We start from the raw sequence: 16,441 nt of genomic DNA, 5'->3' as shown, positions 1-16,441 counted from the left end.
TGCCAGGGCGGCTGAAACGAGAGATTACAGGAAACCGCCATGGCGAAGCCCGCAACCGTCAAGATCCGTCTGGTCTCGACCGCTGACACCGGATTTTTCTACGTCACGAAGAAGAACCCCCGGAACACGACCGAGAAGATGAACTTCCGTAAGTACGATCCCGTCGTGCGCAAGCACGTCGAGTTCAAGGAAGCCAAGATCAAGTAAGGTTCACCGTCGGTTCAAGGCGCTGGGCCCAGGAGCCCTTGCCATGAAGACACTGACGAAGACCTTCCGCATGATTTCCGGCGCGGCGGCCCCCATTGCCTTGGGAGCGGCCGCGCTTGGCGTTTGTGCCACGCTTTCGCCCGCTCCGGTTCTGGCCGCGCCCGCCAGCAGCAATGCCGCCAAGCTTGACCAGGCGGTGAAGGCGCTGCGCGCGATCACGACGCTCAAGGCCGACTTCATCCAGCGCGACCGCAACGGCGGGCAGGTGAGGGGCACGCTGACGCTCAAGCGTCCGGGCCGCATCCGCTTCGAGTACGAGAAGAGCGTGCCGATGCTGATCGTGGGCGACGGCAAGGCGCTGACCATGATCGACTACGAGGTCAACCAGGTTCAGCGCTGGCCGATCAAGAACAGCCCGCTCGGCGCGCTGCTCGATCCCAGCCGCGATGTCGCCAAATACGGCACCGTGCGCGACACCGGAAATCCGGACGTGATCTCGGTCGAGGTGCGCGACAGCGAGCATCCCGAGTACGGGATCATCACCCTGATCTTCACCCGCAAGGCGTCCGCGCCGGGCGGTCTTGAACTGGCCTACTGGGTCGCGCTCGATGCGCAGAACACGCGCACCACGATCCAGCTTTCCAACCAGCGCTACGGCGTGGCGGTGGGCGAGGACGCGTTCCGCTGGAAGGACCCGCGCCCGCGCCGCAGGACACACTGAACGCCGTTGCACGCCCTGGGCACCGCGCGATTCGCACAGTCGCACAGTCGCACCGGGGATTTCCCAAAGAGGGTCCGGACCGTTTCCGGGCCCTTTTTCGTGTGTGGCTGGGAATCGCGCGGAGGGGCTTGCGTGCGCGGTTCGTCGACGGGATTCGGCATCTGGTCGCGGGTGTGCACATTCTTGCGACAAACGGCGACATTTTCGCGCGATCTGTTCACTTAACAGACAGCCAAATCGTCCTACATAGGGGGTGTCGGAACGGTCCGAGGCGGGTTTCCCCCCTGTTGCCCATGCCTCTCAAGAGACCGACCGGCAAGCGTGACGAACGCTGACAGGACCCTCGAGCCCTTGCCCCCGGCTCGAGGGTTTTTGTTTGCCCGGCGGAGATGCGCTCCGGCCTCCGGCCACATGCGAAAAGGGGAAGCGCGCCCTCTGGCCTTTCGGCGACGCGCTGCCTAAAGCGGCTCCCATGAAAATTGCCACGTGGAATATCAACTCCGTCCGTCTGCGCATCGACCAGGTCGAGCGCTTCCTGACCGAGCAGGCGCCCGATGTCCTGTGCCTTCAGGAGATCAAGGTCGCCGAGCATCTCTTCCCGCACGAGATGTTCGAGCGCCTGGGCTATACCCACCGCGCGATCTGCGGCCAGAAGGGCTATCACGGCGTCGCCACCGTCTCGAAGGTCCCCTTCGTGGAGTGCAGCCGCTACGATTGGCAGGACAACGGCGAGGCTCGCCACGTCGGCGTCGAGCTGCAGGGTGAGGGCAAGGGCCTCATCGTCGAGAACGTCTACATCCCGGCGGGCGGCGATGTCGCCGACCGCGAGGTCAATCCCAAGTTCGGCCAGAAGCTCGACTTCCTCGCGCGCATGACCGAGTGGGCGGCGAAGATTGATCGCCCCACGCTGATTGTGGGGGACTTCAACATCGCCCCGCTCGAAAGCGACGTCTACGACCACAAGGCGCTCCTGAAGGTCGTCAGCCATACGCCGATCGAGGTCGAGACGCTGGGCAAGTTCCGCGATGCGCACGGCTGGGTGGATCTGGGCCGTCAGTTCATCCCCGCGCCCGAGCGCAACTACTCCTGGTGGTCCTACCGCAGCTACTGGCGCCAGAAGGACCAGGGCCGCCGTCTCGACCACATGTGGGCCTCGCCCGACCTCGCCGCGAAGGCGCGCGCGCACCACATCATCGAGGAAACCCGCAAGTGGGAGAAGCCCAGCGACCACGTGCCGCTGATCACGGAGTTCGCGCTCTGAGCACGGCGCCGGCCTTTTCCCTCCCGGCGCGCCGGGTGGCGCTGGCCATCGACGCGCTGCGCCATGGCTGGCCGATCCGCGTGGGGCCGCAGGTGGGGGAGGGCGAGATCCTCCTGCCCGCCGAGACCGGCTTTGCGCCGGGTACGGCCGCGCCGCGCATGCTGATCTCCTCGGCCCGCGCGGTGACGCTGAAACTTGCGAACCAGCGCGAGGCGGCGGTGCCCGAGGCCCCGGTGCTGATCCGCGCGGCGGAGCCCTTCACGCTGGAGACCGCGCGGGCAATCGCCGATCCCGCGCTCGATCTCGACTACCCGATGAAGGGTCCTTTCGCGGCGCTGCCGCTGGCCGAAGGCTTTGGCGATGGCGCAGCTGCGCGCGTGGCGATGGAGCTGGCGCGCCTTGCCGGCATCCTGCCGGCCTTCCTCGTTGCGCCGGATATCGAGGCCGGGGCCGCGCAGACGCTCGCCGTCGCCGACCTCGACGCCTGGAAGGACACCGCGCGCCTGGGCATTGCCTCGCGCGCGCGCCTGCCGGTCGAAGTCTGCGAGAACAGCGAGATCGTGGCCTTCCGCTCGGCCGATGACATGCGCGAGCACGTCGCGCTGGTGATCGGCACGCCGTCCAAGGCGCGCGTGCCGTTGGTGCGGCTCCATTCGGAATGCCTGACAGGCGACATCCTGGGCTCGCTCAAGTGCGACTGCGGGCCGCAGCTCCAGGCGGCCCTCAGCGCGATGGCGGCCGAGGCGGAGGAAGGGGGCTGGGGCGTCCTTCTCTACATGCGCCAGGAAGGGCGCGGGATCGGGCTCATCAACAAGCTGCGCGCCTATCGCCTGCAGGACCAGGGGCTCGACACGGTCGATGCCAACAATCGCCTGGGCCTTCCCACCGAAGCGCGCGACTTTCCCGTCGCGGCGCGGATGCTGGACCTGCTCAAGGTCGGCGCGATCCGGCTGATGACGAACAACCCCTCCAAGGTCGAAGCGCTCAAGGGCGTGGGCGTCGATGTGGTGGAGCGCGTGGCGCACAAGCTGCCAGCGAACCCGCACAACGCGCGTTATCTCGATACCAAGCGGGATCGGACCGGACACATTCTCTAAGCCGAAGAGGGAAGGGTTTTTTCAAGGGGCCATCGCCCCTTGACCCCAAAACGGGCGACCTCACCTCTCTCAACCCGCGTGGCGCAAGAGCCTTGAGGTCGACAGTTCGGGGAGCCCGAGGGCGATGGCCCTCGGAAATGATCTCCATCGGAAAGTTTGGAAGCCGGGGCGCGCGCGGGATGCTTGGGGGGAAACGCGCCCCGGCTTCCGCCGTCAGGGCGCCATGAGGGATAGCGCGCCCGCGACGGCTGCGACCGTCCCAAGCACGACAAGCAGCCGGCCAATTCTTCTCGGTCCGGAAACTCCGTAATGGGCGGCGCGGAACGCGCGGTAGTGGGGGGCGATGGTCGGGTCCTGCGCCAGCGCGAGGACGTCGGCCGGGGTGGCGACGCGGTCGAACCAGTTGGTGAGGTCCTCGGTCTCGCGCAGCGTGAGTTCGTGGGGATAGCGTGTCAGCAGATAGGCGACGTGGGCGCGCTCTTCGGCGGCAACGACGCCTGCGTTCTCGATGGGCAGCATGCAGAGTGTCCTGAAACGAAGCGGGGGGGAGGGCGCGCCAAAGGGCGCACCCGGCCGGGGTCGGTTCAGGCGCGGGGCGGGGCGGTGCTGTTCGGGGGGCGTGCGGGATGGCGCTGGGGCGGCGGAGCCTGCGCGCGCGGGGCCAGCAAGCGCCGCGAGCACGGCAGGCGCATTCGGGCTCAAGCCTGCGGTGCTGCGCTCGGGAAGCGGCTGGGAGGCTGGGGCGGTGTCCTGCGCGCCGTCCTCACCGCGCCGCGAGGGCGAGAGCGCAAGGTCGCTTGTCGCCGAACTCCAGGCCGAGCCCGGGGCGCGTTCGAGCGGGGCACGGATGGGCTCTGCCGCCTGGAGGCCAATCGCGGCCAGCAGCAGAAGCGCCCAAATGCGCATGCGCAGGAGGAAGGTGAGGCCAAAGCTCATCGCCTCGCCGTGTATACGAGGATACATTATCACGCAACGCGCTTGCGGTGAGGCGTGGGGTCTCGGCTGGCGGGGCGCATGGGCGACCTCACCGTTCTCAGCCAGCGTGGCGCAAGAGCCTTGAGGTCGACAGTTCGGGGAGCCCGAGGGCGATGGCCCTCGGAAATGATCTCCATCGGAAAGTTTGGAAGCCGGGGCGCGCGCGGGATGCTTGGGGGGAAACGCGCCCCGGCTTCCGCCGTCAGGGCGCCATGAGGGATAGCGCGCCCGCGACGGCTGCGACCGTCCCAAGCACGACAAGCAGCCGGCCAATTCTTCTCGGTCCGGAAACTCCGTAATGGGCGGCGCGGAACGCGCGGTAGTGGGGGGCGATGGTCGGGTCCTGCGCCAGCGCGAGGACGTCGGCCGGGGTGGCGACGCGGTCGAACCAGTTGGTGAGGTCCTCGGTCTCGCGCAGCGTGAGTTCGTGGGGATAGCGTGTCAGCAGATAGGCGACGTGGGCGCGCTCTTCGGCGGCAACGACGCCTGCGTTCTCGATGGGCAGCATGCAGAGTGTCCTGAAACGAAGCGGGGGGGAGGGCGCGCCAAAGGGCGCACCCGGCCGGGGTCGGTTCAGGCGCGGGGCGGGGCGGTGCTGTTCGGGGGGCGTGCGGGATGGCGCTGGGGCGGCGGAGCCTGCGCGCGCGGGGCCAGCGAAAGCGCCGCGAGCACGGCAGGCGCATTCGGGCTCAAGCCTGCGGTGCTGCGCTCGGGAAGCGGCTGGGGAGGCTGGGGAGCGGTGTCCTGCGCGCCGTCCTCACCGCGCCGCGAGGGCGAGAGCGCAAGGTCGCTTGTCGCCGAACTCCAGGCCGAGCCCGGGGCGCGTTCGAGCGGGGCACGGATGGGCTCTGCCGCCTGGAGGCCAATCGCGGCCAGCAGCAGAAGCGCCCAAATGCGCATGCGCAGGAGGAAGGTGAGGCCAAAGCTCATCGCCTCGCCGTGTATACGAGGATACATTATCACGCAACGCGCTTGCGGTGAGGCGTGGGGTCTCGGCTGGCGGGGCGCATGGGCGACCTCACCGTTCTCAGCCAGCGTGGCGCGAGAGCCCCGAGGTCGACAGTTCGGGGAGCCCGAGGGCGATGGCCCTCGGAAATGATCTCCATCGGAAAGTTTGGAAGCCGGGGCGCGCGCGGGATGCTTGGGGGGAAACGCGCCCCGGCTTCCGCCGTCAGGGCGCCATGAGGGATAGCGCGCCCGCGACGGCTGCGACCGTCCCAAGCACGACAAGCAGCCGGCCAATTCTTCTCGGTCCGGAAACTCCGTAATGGGCGGCGCGGAACGCGCGGTAGTGGGGGGCGATGGTCGGGTCCTGCGCCAGCGCGAGGACGTCGGCCGGGGTGGCGACGCGGTCGAACCAGTTGGTGAGGTCCTCGGTCTCGCGCAGCGTGAGTTCGTGGGGATAGCGTGTCAGCAGATAGGCGACGTGGGCGCGCTCTTCGGCGGCAACGACGCCTGCGTTCTCGATGGGCAGCATGCAGAGTGTCCTGAAACGAAGCGGGGGGGAGGGCGCGCCAAGGGCGCACCCGGCCGGGGTCGGTTCAGGCGCGGGGCGGGGCGGTGCTGTTCGGGGGGCGTGCGGGATGGCGCTGGGGCGGCGGAGCCTGCGCGCGCGGGGCCAGCGAAAGCGCCGCGAGCACGGCAGGCGCATTCGGGCTCAAGCCTGCGGTGCTGCGCTCGGGAAGCGGCTGGGGAGGCTGGGGAGCGGTGTCCTGCGCGCCGTCCTCACCGCGCCGCGAGGGCGAGAGCGCAAGGTCGCTTGTCGCCGAACTCCAGGCCGAGCCCGGGGCGCGTTCGAGCGGGGCACGGATGGGCTCTGCCGCCTGGAGGCCAATCGCGGCCAGCAGCAGAAGCGCCCAAATGCGCATGCGCAGGAGGAAGGTGAGGCCAAAGCTCATCGCCTCGCCGTGTATACGAGGATACATTATCACGCAACGCGCTTGCGGTGAGGCGTGGGGTCTCGGCTGGCGGGGCGCATGGGCGACCTCACCGTTCTCAGCCAGCGTGGCGCGAGAGCCCCGAGGTCGACAGTTCGGGGAGCCCGAGGGCGATGGCCCTCGGATATCTTTTTCCCTTCTGCCCCTGTAGCGAACCTCAGCGCGCCTCGAACCGGACGAGCCCTGCGCCCAGCGTGTTGCCCTCGATGCGGATGGGCTCCTTCGTCCAGTCGGCGACAAAGGCGCTGCGCCGCTCGATCCCCGGCGCGAAGCGGGCGTTGTTGCCGTGGACCGAGAGGCCTGCCGAGGGGTGGTTCCGGTGTTCGGCGGCGAGCGCGATGAAGGCGGAGTAGTTCTCCTTGTCGCGGCCCTGAACGAACCAGTTGTCGGCGATTTCACCGGTCGCGCCATCGGGCAGGTCGATCATGTAATTGGTGGCGCGCCCCTGCGTGTCGTCGAAGCTGGAGTTGAGGATGGCGACGCGCGCGGCCCGGCTCTTGACGTAGTGCCCGCCCGTGCCCGCCTCGAAGCGGCTGCGCGTGACGGTCAGCGTGCCGTAGTCGCCGATGTAGAGCGAGTGCGCGCAGCCCGGCCCCTCGCACGTACCCAGGCGCGTGAAGGTCGACTTGTCGATGGCGATGCGCCCGTCCGGGTCGCTGCCCGTCAGGATGCCCTGCTCGCTGTCGCGAAACCAGCTTTGCGAGACCGAGAGGTCGCCGTGTTCGAGGCGGACGCCTGCGCCGTTCTTTTCGGGCACGCGGAAGTTGGCGAAGACGAGCCCCTCGATGCGTGCGGCGCGTCCGCGCAGGACCAGCGCGGCCTTGCCCTCGCAGGTCACGCCATCGAGGACGGCCTGCCCGGGGACCTGCGCCTGGTAGGTGATGGAGCCTTGCGTCTGCACCGCGCAGTCGGCGTAGCGGCGCGGGGCGAAGCGGATCGTGCCCGTGCCATCGCCGATGGCGTCGACCGCTTCCTGCAGGCGCGCGTAGCTGCGCTGGCTCTCCACGACGGTGTACGGCGTCTCCTGCCCTTGTGCGGAGGAGGCGGCGGGGAGGAGCGGGCTGGCTCCCAGCAGGGCAGCCGCAAGGGCGAGTCGGGTCGTGCGCATGGCAAGGTCTTACGCCCGGTTGGGGCGCAAAGGGTAAACGCGAAAGGCCGCCGTCCCGCTTCGGTACAGGCGGCCCTAGTCGGTGCGCCCCCAGCGCCAGCGCCAGCCGCCCCGCGTGTGGTGCGCGCAAATCGGCAGGACAAGCGCGCTGACGGCGAGGAACAGGCCGATGGCGCTGCCCCGTGCGCCGGTGGTCCCCGTCTGGAAAAGAGCCACGCAGCCCGCGATGGCGGCGAGGTAGAGGGCGTAGACCAGCCAGCCCTGCCAGCGGATCGGAAGGCCCGAGCCCAGGCCATAGCGCTTGGGGGCGAACCAGGCGCGGGCCTCGGCCTCTTTCCTTGCCTTCTCGGCGCGGGCGGCCTCGCGGGCCTTGCGCGTATTGCGGGTGCTCATGTCTCCTCACTCCCGGGCTTTGACGTGGACGTTGCAGGCGGACGGCCGCGCCGCGAGGGCGGGCTGACCGGAACCTTCACCCCGCGCCGGGCGAGCGCCTCGCGCAGCAGGACCTCGATCTCGGCATTCACCGAGCGCAGGTCGCCTGCGGCTGCGCGCTCCAGCGCGGCGTGAAGCTCGGGATCGAGCCGCAGGGGAAAGGCCTTCTTCGCGGAACTGGGCATGACGGGCCGCCGCAGCGCCTTACTACTGGTAGAGCGAGCCGGCGTTGACGACGGGCTGGGTGTCCCGCTCGCCGCACAGCACGACCATGAGGTTGGAGACCATCGCCGCGCGGCGTTCGTCATCAAGCTCGACGACCTGCTTCTCCGAGAGCTGCGCCAGCGCCATCTCGACCATCGAGACCGCGCCCTCGACCAGCTTGCGGCGCGCGGCGATGACCGCTTCGGCCTGCTGGCGGCGCAGCATGGCGCCCGCGATCTCGGGGGCGTAGGCAAGGTGGGTGAGGCCGCATTCGTCGACCGTCACGCCGGCCACGCGCAGCCGCTCGTTCAGTTCCTCGCGCAGCTCGCGGTTGACGTCCTCGTGGCTGCCGCGCAGCGTCGTGTCCTCGTCCTCGCCATCGTAAGGGTAGCGCGAGCCGATGGTGCGCACGGCCGCTTCGATCTGGACGTCGACGAAGCTGTGGTAGTCGTCGACATCGTAGAGCGCCTGGGCGGTGTCGGAGACGCGCCAGACCACGTTGGCGGCGATCTCGATGGGATTGCCGCGCAGGTCGTTCACCTTGAGCTTTTCCGAGACGATGTTGTTGGTGCGCACCGAGACCTTGGACTTCATCATCCACGGCCAGGTCCAGCGCAGGCCCGTCGTGCGATCGGTCCCGCGGTAGCTGCCGAACAGGACGATGGCCGCGCCCTGGTTGGGCTGGATCATGTAGAAACCCGGAAGCACGAGCAGCGCGGCGAGCGCGCTGGGGACCAGCAGGAGCAGAAAGACCGGAGAGCCCGTACCGACCCCGCCCCCCACACTGAGGAGGGCAAGCAGTGCCAGCCCCAGAAGCACAACCAGCATGAGGTAGCCGTTGAAGGCGGACGCGGGGCGTTCGCGGCTGGCGTTCATCGGCTGAAGGTTGGCGGACATCGATAGGCTCTCCCTGTTAAAGTGATATCATATTAATATCGTTTTGCGCGGCAGGTCAAGGCGTGTGAGGACATGTGCGGGAAGGCGCGGTTGTAACAAGAGCGTTTTGGTCTTATATGGATGGAGCGGGCCGGGCCCCTCTGGCGCGAGCGATTGAGCCTCTTCCATGCGGAGCGCTGATCGCCGCGTGATGTCGGACCGCATCGGGAAAGACCGATGCAACGATCCGGGTCGCGCATGTATTCCACGGGTCCAAATTGCGGTTTCAGGGGCAAACTTGCACCGCCCCATGCAACCAAGCGTCGTCTCGACCGATCGAACTATCACATGCGTTCGACAGGGAATGACCGATGACCGATAAGATGTATGCAATGCTTGAGACGCTGGCGCGACTGGATTCGCGGCTTCGTCGCCTGCAGGCCGGACGCACGTCCGATCCGGCCCTGATCGCCCTTCTGCTCACGGCAAAGGAAACCCTTCGGAACAGGCTCCAGCGCCTGCCATCCCCCATGGCGACGGCCTGACAACGGCCTGTTCCCGCGCCGGCGCGTAAGTCCCCCTCCGACGCGCCGGCGCTTCCTTTTCCCCGTACCAAGCAGGTCCTGATCCATGGAATTTCTATCGACCTACTGGATGGGCACGAGCCTGTGGTTCTGGCTCGCGTTCATCGCCATCGTCATCGCCTTGACCGCCTTCGATCTTGGTGTCCTGCACAAGGACGACAAGGAAATGGGCATCGGCGAATCGCTCAAGCTGTCGGTCTTCTACATCGGCATCGCCATGATCTTCGGCGGCTGGATCTGGGTCCAGAAGGGCCCCACGGCGGGCATGGAGTACTATACCGGCTACTTCATCGAGAAGGCGCTCTCGATCGACAACGTCTTCGTCATTTCGATGATCTTCAGCTTCTTCGCGGTGGAGCGCAAATACCAGTACCGCGCGCTCCTGTGGGGTATCCTGGCGGTCATCGTGCTGCGCGGGATCATGATCGCGGGCGGCGCGGCGATGATCGAGAGCGCGTACTGGGTGATGTACCTGTTCGCCGCGTTCCTGATCTTCACCGGCCTCAAGATGCTGGTGACGGGTGAGAGCGAGCCGGACGTGGGCAACAACGCGGCCGTGCGCTGGATCTCCACGCACCTTCGCGTCACCAAGGAGCACCACGCCGAGCATTTCTTCGTGAAGGTCCCGGCCAATCCCGAGGCACCCGAGGGCGCGCGCGGGAGCCGTCTGGTCTGGGCCGCGACGCCGCTGTTCCTGGCGCTGGTGGTCATCAACCTGGCCGACCTTGTCTTTGCGGTCGATTCGGTGCCCGCGATCTTCACGATCACGCGCGACACCTTCATCGTCTACACCTCGAACATCATGGCGATCCTGGGCCTGCGCGCGCTGTACTTCGCGCTCGCCGCGATGGTACACCGCTTTCACTACCTGCAGTACGCGCTCGCGCTCGTCCTCGTCTTCATCGGGGGCAAGATCTTCGTCTCCGACTTCCTGCTGTCGGGCGCCAAGATCCCGCCGGTCCTGAGCCTGGGCGTGACCGTGGCCCTCATTGCGGGCGGGGTGATCTGGTCGCTGGTGATGACGCGCGGGGAGGGGGCGAAGAAGGCCTGAGGGCCATCGCCCTCGGGCTGACCTCACCTTGCGCGCGCTGCCCTAGCGGAGAAAGGTGAGGCGGCCCATTCCGGGGTCAAGGGGCGATGGCCCCTTGAATCCACCTTCCTTCTTCAACCCTCACCGCGCAACAGAGCGTGCCGTTCACGCACCAGGGCAATGTCGGGGCCGGAGAGGTGCTCTGCGGCCTGCTCGGCCAGTCGGTCCATCTCTTCCAGCAGCAACCGGCGCCGGTGCGCGGAGGTCACCTGCTGCGATGCGGTGTGGAGGGACTCCAGCGCCATCAGCGCGGCAAGGCGGCTGGTCGCCACCGCGCTGCGCATGGCGACAAACCCACGCTGGAGGAAGTGCGCGAAATCGCTGTGGAGGCGCGCGACGGGGCAGGCCGGATCGCCCGTGTTCCAGGTCTCGAAGGCAAGGTCCCGGCGTCCGAAATCGGCGGTAGCCGCGCCGATCCAGTGGAGCGCGGTGATCGCGGTGAAGGGATCGTTGATTCCCGGCGACAGCGCGCGCAGCGCAATCTCGACCAGTTCGTCCATCGAGAACTCGATGTCCTGCTCGGCCGTGCGCGAGGCGCCAAGCGCCATTGTCGCGCGCACTTCGCCGGCAAACGAACCGTCGAGGCGGCGCGCGTCGGTATGGGCGAGGACGACGCCGGGATAGACGAAGTCGCCGGTGCGCACGGCCAGATTGACGAGCCGATCGTGGCGCGCGGCGACCTCGCACAGGGTGTCGAGTTCGATCACGCGCACGTAGCCGGTCTCCTGCGCGCAGATGGCCTCACCCCGCGGGGTCGCGCGGCGGGCCGGGTCGCGCGAACCTTCCTCGGGATAGCGCGTGGCGATCTGGCGCAGCAGGCGCCGACCGATCGCTTCGAGCACGGTGTCGATGCGGATGCTGGCGGGGATGTGGTGGAGGAAATAGACCAGCACCGCCGTCGTCACGATCAGGAAGGCGAAGGCGACAAGGAGCGAGATCTGCGGCACGAAGGCCTCGTCCTCGCCCCCGCCGCCGCGCATCGCGCGCATGACGGTAAGGCCATAGACGAAGGTGCCGATGAAGGTTGCAAGGCTGAGCTGGTTGCCCTTGTCCTCCATGAAGTTGGTCAGGAGGCGTGGGCCATAGTTGCCGCTGGCATAGGCCACCGCGGCAATCGTGATCGAGAACACCGTGCCCGCCACGCCCAGCATCGAGCCGGTCGCCACGCCCAGGAGATCGCTTGCGTCCGAGGCGTGCATCGGGCGCAGCCAGCCGTCCTCGACGAAGCGCGCAAGGAGGTCTGTGTGGTCCAGTTCCACCGTCAGTGTGCCCAGCAGCACCGAGCACAGCGCAAAGAGGGCAGGGTAGAACCAGTAGCTGGCGCGCAGGGCGTACCAGTACGAATGCAGGCGGGCGATCATTGACGTTTTCCTTCCAACCGGCAAAGTGCACGAAAGCACACGCTTGTTCCCCCCCCAATCCGGTCGGAGACCCCTTTTCGCGATGGCGCGCCTCATCCTGTTCAACAAGCCCTTCGACGTGCTCTCGCAGTTCACCGATGCCCGCTCGGCCAGTCCGCGCGCGACGCTGTCGGACTATATCGACGTGCCCGGTGTCTATCCTGCCGGGCGGCTCGACCGCGACAGCGAGGGGCTCCTGCTCCTGACCGACGACGGGTGGCTGCAGTCGCGCATCTCGGACCCGAAGTACAAGACCGAGAAGACCTATCTCGTCCAGGTCGAGCGCGAGCCTGACGAGGCCGCGCTCGCCGCGCTGCGCAAGGGCGTGATGCTGAAGGACGGGATGACCCGCCCGGCCGACGTGCGCCGGATCGACGAGCCGGACCTGTGGGCGCGCACCCCGCCTGTGCGCTTTCGCAAGTCGGTGCCCGACTGCTGGCTGGAGCTCACTATCCGTGAGGGCCGCAACCGGCAGGTGCGGCGCATGACCGCGGCTGTCGGCCACCCGACGCTGCGGCTGGTGCGCTGGCGCATCGGGGACTGGAGCCTCGAGGGCATCGCCAACGGCGAATGGCGCGAGGCGTGAGGGGGATGCGCGCAAGGGTTGCCTTTGCCGCGGCCCTGGGGCTGGTCCTCGCAGGCCCGGCCTTCGCGCAGGACGGGGAGGACCCTCTGAACCGGCCCGTTGCGCTGCAATATGCCGAAGCTTTCGGGGAGCCCGGGCCGCCGCGTCTCGTCCATGGGGCGACCTGGTCGCTGGGCTCGCCCACGCTTGCGGTCACGCTGATCGACAGCGGGGCAGGGCTCGTGCTGATCGATGCCGGGCTTGCGCAGTGGGCCCCGGTCATCGAGGCGCACCTTGAACAGATCGGCTATGCCATTGCCGACGTGAAGCTGATCCTCAGCACCGAGCCGCACTACGATCACGCCAGCGGCCTTGCCGCACTGGCCCGCGACAGCGGCGCGAAAGTGCTGGCCAGTGCCGCGGGGGCCGAGGTGCTGCGCGCAGGCCATTCGACCCGCAGCGATCCGCAACTGGATGAGCTCTTCACCTATGCTCCGGTGCCTGAGGTCACGGTGGTCGGCGATGGCGAGGTGGTGCGTCTGGGCGCTCTGGAGCTGACCGCGCACGCGACGCCCGGCCACACGCCACGCAGCCTCACCTGGTCCTGGCAAAGCTGCGCGAACGCGGACGGCTGCCGCAACCTTGTCGCGGCGGCCAGCCTGACCTCGCGCACCGATGGCACCTACCGCTATTCCGCGCCCGAGAATGCCGGGGCGCTGGCCGCGTTCCGCGACGGGCTGGCGCGCCTGGCGGGGCTTCCCTGTGACCAGGTGCTCAGCCGCCATCCCGCCCATGCGCAAGCGGCGGGCGCGACAGGGGCGGAGCCGTGCAAAGCGCTCTCGGCGCATTTCGGGGCGGCGCTCGACGCGCAGCTGGAACAGGAAGCGGCCTCAGGGCAGCCCTGAGGCGGGCGCGGTCAGCACGCCGCGCGCGACGAGATCGCGGATGCGTGCGCGCTGGGCCTGTGCGTGATCCTCGCCGGGCGCGGGCGGCGCATCAAAGCGCGCGGCGGCGTAGTCGGGTGCGTGCAGACCGCTCTGGAGCTGGAGCAGCGCGTTGGCAGGCCCGGGCGTGCAGCGCGCGCGACGCTGGGCCTCGATGTCGAGCGTGGCTGTGATCGCGCGGGCACTTGCATCGCTCGAGGCGGCGAGCACGTTGCCGTGGTAGTCCACGATTTCGCTCGGCTGCATGGCCCCGAGAGGATTGCCGTCTGCCTCCCCCACCGGACCCAGGTTCGCGGTCAGCATGTAGGCCATGTTCTCATAGGCGCGCAAGCGCCGGGCCATGACGGGCAGCGCCGGGTCGTTGGCATCAGGGGCGTTCGCGGCGCGCTGTGCCGGGGAACTGGGCGTGACGTTGGGCGAAGCGAGGCAGGTGGCCACCACTTCGGCGCCCCGCAAGGCCAGGCTGCGCACCATCTCGGGCCAGTTGGCGTCGGTCCCCACCGTCAGCCCGATCCGGCCCAGCGGCGTGTCGGCCACGGGAAACAGCGAATCGTCCCCATAGAGGTCGCGCCATTGCGGCAGGACGTCGCTCGGCCGGGTCTTGCTGGTGAGGTCGTAAAGCTTGCGGTAGGTGAGCGCGATCTCGCCTGAGGGGGAGAGCAGCAGCCCGGTCAGGAAGTAGCGCCCGGGAAACGCGGCGATGGCCTCGACAGGATTGAGGACGACGTAGGCGCCCGCGCGCTGCGCGGCGGCGCGAAGCCGGGCGATCTCGGGGCCTGCAAGATCCACCGCGCCCGCTTCCCATTGTTCCGGCGAGAGGCGCACGAGCGGCATCTGCAGGCAGAATTCGGAAAAGACGAGGAGCTTCGCGCCGCTCTCGCCCGCCGTGCGTGCAATGGCGTCAGCGACGGTCTCGACATTGGCGGTCCGCGCTTCGGGGGGCGGTGCGCCGCTGGAGGACCAGGTGGGAAGGACGCGGGTCTGCACGCAGGCCGCCGTGTAGGGCGCGATGGCACCGGGCACAGCCGCGCGCGACGTGGCGGAAAGGAAGGGAGCGCCCGCAGCCAGTCCTGCGCCCAGCAAGGCGCCTTCACGCAGGACGGTGCGGCGGGCGGGCATGTCTCAGCGGGTGCCCAGGTCGCCCTTGCCGACCGTGCCCGAGGCCATTTCGAGCATGGCATCGAGGCTCTTCTTGGCATCGAGCCGCAGGGTTTCCTCGATCTCGATCTTCGGCTCCAGGTCGCGCAGCGCGATGTAGAGCTTTTCCATGGTGTTGAGCGCCATGTAGGGGCAGATGTTGCAGTTGCAGTTGCCGTCCGCGCCGGGGGCACCGATGAAGGTCTTGCCGGGCAGCGCGCGTTCCATCTGGTGGATGATGTGCGGCTCGGTGGCCACGATCAGCGTGTCGCCTTCCATCGCCTTCGCGTAGTTCAGGATACCGCTGGTCGAGCCCACGTAGTCGGCGTGGTCGACGATGGTCGGCGGGCATTCCGGATGTGCGGCGATCGGCGCGCCGGGGTGCTGCGCCTTGAGCTTCAGAAGCTCGGTCTCGCTGAAGGCCTCATGCACGATGCACACGCCCGGCCAGAGCAGCATCTCGCGGTTGAACTTGCGCGAGAGGTAGCCGCCCAGGTGCCGGTCGGGGCCGAAGATGATCTTCTGGTCGGCCGGGATTTGCTGGAGGATCGTCTCCGCGCTGGAGCTGGTCACGATCACGTCCGAGAGCGCCTTCACCTCGGTCGAGCAGTTGATGTAGGTGAGCGCGATGTGGTCCGGGTGGGCCTCGCGGAACGCCTTGAACTTTTCAGGCGGGCAGGAGTCTTCGAGGCTGCAGCCCGCTTCCATGTCGGGCAGGATCACGGTCTTCTCGGGCGAGAGGATCTTGGCGACTTCGGCCATGAACTTGACGCCGCAAAAGGCGATGACGTCCGCGTCGGTCTCGGCGGCCTTGCGGCTGAGTTCCAGACTGTCGCCCACGAAGTCGGCCAGGTCCTGCAACTCGGGCTTCTGGTAGTAGTGGGCGAGGATGACGGCGTTGCGCTCCTTGCGCAGACGCTCGATCTCGGCCCGCAGATCGAGGCCCTTCAGATCGGCACGATCAGGCATGGCAGTCATGGCGGATTTCCCTTCGGTCCTTGTCCGGGCGTCTCGGTTCGCGGCGCGCCTGCGCCAGTCCGATCCCCTTTTGCGGCCTACTTAGGGGCGGGTGTGCAAGGACCCAAGGGAAAAATGCGCAAGGGCGCGGCGGGTGGCGGCCTGGCCGCCAGGTGGACGCGCTCCTGTCAGGGCTTAGCCTTGCGCGATGCGTTCGGCCAGCGCGTGGACGGCGGGGAGGCGGCCCATCATCTCGACCAGGGTGTGCGAGAAGGCCACGGCCCCAAGCGAGACCAGCGTGGCGCGGTGGACCCGCCCGAACTGGGCCAGATCGTGGCGTGCGACCAGAGCCAGGACGCCCAGCTGCAGCACCATGACGGCAAATTCGCCCCAGGGCTGCATCAGCGGGAAGGGCAGGAGACGCCCCAGCGCGGGCTCCAGGATCATCACGTTGGCGCCCACGATCAGGCGCGGGTGCGCCGTGATGTCACGCCCAAGCGCGACCACCGCGCCCAGCACCAGCGCACCGAAAGTCGCGATGTTGATGGTGTTGAGCGTCAGGAAGTACGACGGCGCAAAGAAGCCGGGCACGTGGCGGCTCGCCACGCTCATGTAGGTGGAGTAGGTCCCCAGAACCACGACGCCGAGCGCGAGGACAAGAGCGATGGCCCCGGTCTGGCGATGGCGGGCGACGTCGCCGCGTGCGATCAGCGTGGGCTGGAGAACGAAGAAGCCGAGCCAGGCGAGCATCGCGGCGGCGTGAAGATGGATCCACAGCGGCGCGGCGCCGACATCGGCGAATCCGCGCGCGGTAAATTGCAGGAACGCGAAGAGATCGAACGCCGCGATTCCCAGCGCGACTTTTTGCCAGAAGCTCAGTGCCTTGGTCTTGGCAGGTGCCAGGCTTGCCATATGTCTTCCCCCAGTTTTTCGGTTTTTTCTGGGG

Annotated in this window: 21 protein-coding genes; 8 read left to right on the top strand and 13 right to left on the bottom strand. The window is 68.0% G+C overall.

Going from position 1 to position 16,441, the window contains the following annotated elements; translation table 11 throughout:
- Nucleotides 1-39: 39 nt before the first annotated feature.
- From rpmG to ribA, 4 genes are all read left to right on the top strand, one after another.
- Nucleotides 40-207, top strand: coding sequence for a 50S ribosomal protein L33 (gene rpmG / locus HT578_RS07335; protein WP_039391223.1), 168 nt, complete (start codon nt 40-42; stop codon nt 205-207).
- A gap of 43 nt (nt 208-250) precedes the next feature.
- Nucleotides 251-928, top strand: coding sequence for a LolA family protein (locus HT578_RS07330; protein ID WP_213503234.1), 678 nt, complete (start codon nt 251-253; stop codon nt 926-928).
- A gap of 472 nt (nt 929-1,400) precedes the next feature.
- A complete protein-coding gene (xth, locus tag HT578_RS07325; protein ID WP_039392394.1) occupies nt 1,401-2,189 on the top strand; it encodes an exodeoxyribonuclease III in 789 nt (262 codons plus the stop codon).
- Between the two features lie 35 nt (nt 2,190-2,224).
- Nucleotides 2,225-3,286, top strand: a complete 1,062-nt coding sequence (ribA, locus tag HT578_RS07320) for a GTP cyclohydrolase II (RefSeq protein WP_239026542.1) — start codon at nt 2,225-2,227, stop codon at nt 3,284-3,286.
- Between the two features lie 213 nt (nt 3,287-3,499).
- On the opposite strand, the gene HT578_RS22175 is transcribed toward ribA, so the two are convergent.
- From HT578_RS22175 to HT578_RS07270, 9 genes are all read right to left on the bottom strand, one after another.
- Nucleotides 3,500-4,249: a hypothetical protein gene (locus tag HT578_RS22175; RefSeq protein WP_239026541.1), complete on the bottom strand. Its 750-nt coding sequence runs from the start codon at nt 4,247-4,249 to the stop codon at nt 3,500-3,502.
- A gap of 214 nt (nt 4,250-4,463) precedes the next feature.
- The gene (locus HT578_RS07305) at nt 4,464-4,769 is read right to left on the bottom strand and encodes a hypothetical protein (protein ID WP_052322264.1); all 306 of its coding nucleotides are present in this window, start codon (nt 4,767-4,769) and stop codon (nt 4,464-4,466) included.
- A gap of 65 nt (nt 4,770-4,834) precedes the next feature.
- Nucleotides 4,835-5,218, bottom strand: coding sequence for a hypothetical protein (locus tag HT578_RS07300; protein WP_239026540.1), 384 nt, complete (start codon nt 5,216-5,218; stop codon nt 4,835-4,837).
- A gap of 214 nt (nt 5,219-5,432) precedes the next feature.
- A complete protein-coding gene (locus HT578_RS07295; protein WP_052322264.1) occupies nt 5,433-5,738 on the bottom strand; it encodes a hypothetical protein in 306 nt (101 codons plus the stop codon).
- A 64-nt stretch (nt 5,739-5,802) separates the two neighbouring features.
- Nucleotides 5,803-6,186 carry a hypothetical protein gene (locus HT578_RS07290; RefSeq protein WP_239026540.1) on the bottom strand — a complete coding sequence of 128 codons (384 nt, stop codon included), beginning with the start codon at nt 6,184-6,186 and terminating at the stop codon, nt 5,803-5,805.
- A 169-nt stretch (nt 6,187-6,355) separates the two neighbouring features.
- Entirely contained in the window at nt 6,356-7,306 is a 951-nt protein-coding gene (locus tag HT578_RS07285; RefSeq protein ID WP_213503224.1) for a right-handed parallel beta-helix repeat-containing protein, read from the bottom strand.
- Nucleotides 7,307-7,381: 75 nt separating this feature from the next.
- Entirely contained in the window at nt 7,382-7,699 is a 318-nt protein-coding gene (locus HT578_RS07280) for a hypothetical protein (protein ID WP_239026539.1), read from the bottom strand.
- Nucleotides 7,696-7,923 (bottom strand): type II toxin-antitoxin system antitoxin, encoded by a 228-nt coding sequence (locus HT578_RS07275; RefSeq protein ID WP_039391231.1) that lies wholly within the window; start codon nt 7,921-7,923, stop codon nt 7,696-7,698. The genes HT578_RS07280 and HT578_RS07275 overlap by 4 nt, the downstream gene beginning before the upstream one ends.
- A gap of 22 nt (nt 7,924-7,945) precedes the next feature.
- Complete coding sequence (locus HT578_RS07270) at nt 7,946-8,839, bottom strand: SPFH domain-containing protein (RefSeq protein WP_213503222.1); 894 nt, start codon at nt 8,837-8,839, stop codon at nt 7,946-7,948.
- Nucleotides 8,840-9,189: 350 nt separating this feature from the next.
- Between HT578_RS07270 and HT578_RS07265 the strand changes: the two genes are divergently transcribed.
- Together HT578_RS07265 and HT578_RS07260 are read left to right on the top strand one after the other, a co-directional pair.
- A complete protein-coding gene (locus HT578_RS07265) occupies nt 9,190-9,363 on the top strand; it encodes a hypothetical protein (RefSeq protein ID WP_213503220.1) in 174 nt (57 codons plus the stop codon).
- An 85-nt stretch (nt 9,364-9,448) separates the two neighbouring features.
- Complete coding sequence (locus tag HT578_RS07260; RefSeq protein ID WP_213503218.1) at nt 9,449-10,453, top strand: TerC family protein; 1,005 nt, start codon at nt 9,449-9,451, stop codon at nt 10,451-10,453.
- Between the two features lie 113 nt (nt 10,454-10,566).
- On the opposite strand, the gene HT578_RS07255 is transcribed toward HT578_RS07260, so the two are convergent.
- Nucleotides 10,567-11,853, bottom strand: a complete 1,287-nt coding sequence (locus tag HT578_RS07255; RefSeq protein WP_213503215.1) for a DUF2254 domain-containing protein — start codon at nt 11,851-11,853, stop codon at nt 10,567-10,569.
- 82 nt (nt 11,854-11,935) lie between these two features.
- Between HT578_RS07255 and HT578_RS07250 the strand changes: the two genes are divergently transcribed.
- Complete coding sequence (locus HT578_RS07250) at nt 11,936-12,478, top strand: pseudouridine synthase (protein ID WP_213503213.1); 543 nt, start codon at nt 11,936-11,938, stop codon at nt 12,476-12,478.
- 5 nt (nt 12,479-12,483) lie between these two features.
- Nucleotides 12,484-13,362 (top strand): MBL fold metallo-hydrolase, encoded by an 879-nt coding sequence (locus HT578_RS07245; protein WP_213503211.1) that lies wholly within the window; start codon nt 12,484-12,486, stop codon nt 13,360-13,362.
- On the opposite strand, the gene HT578_RS07240 is transcribed toward HT578_RS07245, so the two are convergent.
- The 3 genes from HT578_RS07240 to HT578_RS07230 form a co-directional block, all read right to left on the bottom strand.
- Nucleotides 13,348-14,520 (bottom strand): nitrilase-related carbon-nitrogen hydrolase, encoded by a 1,173-nt coding sequence (locus HT578_RS07240; protein WP_213503204.1) that lies wholly within the window; start codon nt 14,518-14,520, stop codon nt 13,348-13,350. The genes HT578_RS07245 and HT578_RS07240 overlap by 15 nt on opposite strands.
- Before the next feature lie 3 nt (nt 14,521-14,523).
- Nucleotides 14,524-15,516 (bottom strand): quinolinate synthase NadA, encoded by a 993-nt coding sequence (gene nadA / locus HT578_RS07235; protein ID WP_039391245.1) that lies wholly within the window; start codon nt 15,514-15,516, stop codon nt 14,524-14,526.
- A gap of 174 nt (nt 15,517-15,690) precedes the next feature.
- The gene (locus tag HT578_RS07230; RefSeq protein WP_213503202.1) at nt 15,691-16,407 is read right to left on the bottom strand and encodes an adenylate cyclase; all 717 of its coding nucleotides are present in this window, start codon (nt 16,405-16,407) and stop codon (nt 15,691-15,693) included.
- Nucleotides 16,408-16,441: the final 34 nt, after the last annotated feature.

Source organism: Novosphingobium decolorationis, from assembly GCF_018417475.1.
Lineage (GTDB): Bacteria > Pseudomonadota > Alphaproteobacteria > Sphingomonadales > Sphingomonadaceae > Novosphingobium > Novosphingobium decolorationis.
The sequence above is the reverse complement of the archived record's forward strand: the minus strand, read 5'-3'. Positions and strand labels throughout refer to the sequence as shown.